This window comes from Mesorhizobium sp. M7A.F.Ca.ET.027.03.2.1 (assembly GCF_003999175.1).
Classification (GTDB): Bacteria; Pseudomonadota; Alphaproteobacteria; order Rhizobiales; family Rhizobiaceae; genus Mesorhizobium.
Genome location: NZ_RZOM01001363.1, coordinates 1 through 1,307, shown reverse-complemented (window position 1 = coordinate 1,307; position 1,307 = coordinate 1). Strand labels below are relative to the sequence as shown.

Genomic DNA, 1,307 nt, shown 5'->3' with positions numbered 1-1,307 from the left:
GGCGCAGGCCGTGCTGGCCGGCAGCGGCGCCAGGGTTTTTGGGGTACCGGTCGACGCGGAAGGGCTCGATCCCGAGATCGGCGAAAGCCTGTGCTCCAAGGCGCGCGCGGCCTATGTCACGCCCTCGCATCAATATCCGCTCGGCGTGACGATGACGATGCGCCGCCGTCTCGCTTTGCTCGACTGGGCTCGGCGCATCGAGGCCTGGATCATCGAGGACGACTACGACAGCGAGTTCCGCTATGCCGGCCCGCCGCTGACCTCGCTGCAGGGCATGGACGGTTCAGACCGTGTCGCCTATCTCGGCACCTTCTCGAAAATCCTCTTCCCCGGCCTGCGCATCGGCTATGTCGTGGTGCCCGAAGCGCTGCTCGATGCCGTGATGGCGGTCAGGGCGCGCTCCGACCGCTTCCCCTCGACGCTGGCCGAAGGCGCGCTGACCGACCTGTTGAACGAAGGCCATTTCGCCGCGCATCTCCGGCGCGTGCGCCGCCGCGTCCAGGCCGCGCGCGACGTCCTGGTCGCCGGCCTGGAGGCGCATTGCGGCGATGCCCTCGAAGTAACCGTGCCCGAACAGGGGTTGCATTTGATGGCGACGCTGAAGGACGCCGGGCCGGACACCGCGATCGTCGAGGCGGCGAAGGCGGCGGGTGTCGGCGCCAGGGCCTTGTCCTCAATGTTCATCGGCGGGGCGCCTCGGCAAGGTCTGGTGCTGGGTTTTTCGGGGTTTTCGGACGAGGAGTTGATGGCCGCGACGGTGCGACTGGGTGGGGTGGTTCGGCAGCAAGCCCGGTGAGCCAACGAGAACCGCCTCATTGGTGCGCCGGCATCGAACTGTAGAGCCCCGTCAATCCCCATCCGCTGGCCCGGCCTTGCCGCACTGCGCCAGCACCTTGCCGATGGCCGCGCTGGAGCCCTTCAGCGGAAAGCTGATCTCGCCATATTTGGCTGAACTGACCGACACATCGCCTTTGCCGCGCAGCAGGTCGAGCAGCGGATCGGCTTTCGCCAGATTGACCACGAAGTAGTTGTACATGGCCTCCAGCTGCAGTGTCTTCGTTACCGTCTTGCCGTCGGCCTTGAACGCGAACGAACCGCTGATGCCAGGTTCCAGCTGCTGGCCGGCGGCACCGAGATCGTAGCTCAGCACCGGCGTGTCGAAACAGGTGAGCATCATATGCGCATCGCCTTTCGGCCCGCCGCAGACCGAAGCCGTCAGCACGCTGCCGCCCTCGTCTTCCTCCATCTTGGCGCTCCAGCCACCGCACGACGCGGCAAACGCCGGCTGCGCGGCCTGCACGACGGCC

2 protein-coding genes are annotated in these 1,307 nt (G+C 66.9%); one reads left to right on the top strand and one right to left on the bottom strand.

Features of this window, described 5'->3' with window-relative positions; translation table 11 throughout:
* A partial coding sequence (locus EN750_RS34685; protein WP_145968213.1) for a PLP-dependent aminotransferase family protein occupies positions 1 to 796 on the top strand: 796 nt, incomplete at its 5' end.
* 51 nt (positions 797 to 847) lie between these two features.
* On the opposite strand, the gene EN750_RS34680 is transcribed toward EN750_RS34685, so the two are convergent.
* Positions 848 to 1,300, bottom strand: a complete 453-nt coding sequence (locus EN750_RS34680; protein WP_245482898.1) for a hypothetical protein — start codon at positions 1,298 to 1,300, stop codon at positions 848 to 850.
* Between the last annotated feature and the right edge of the window lie 7 nt (positions 1,301 to 1,307).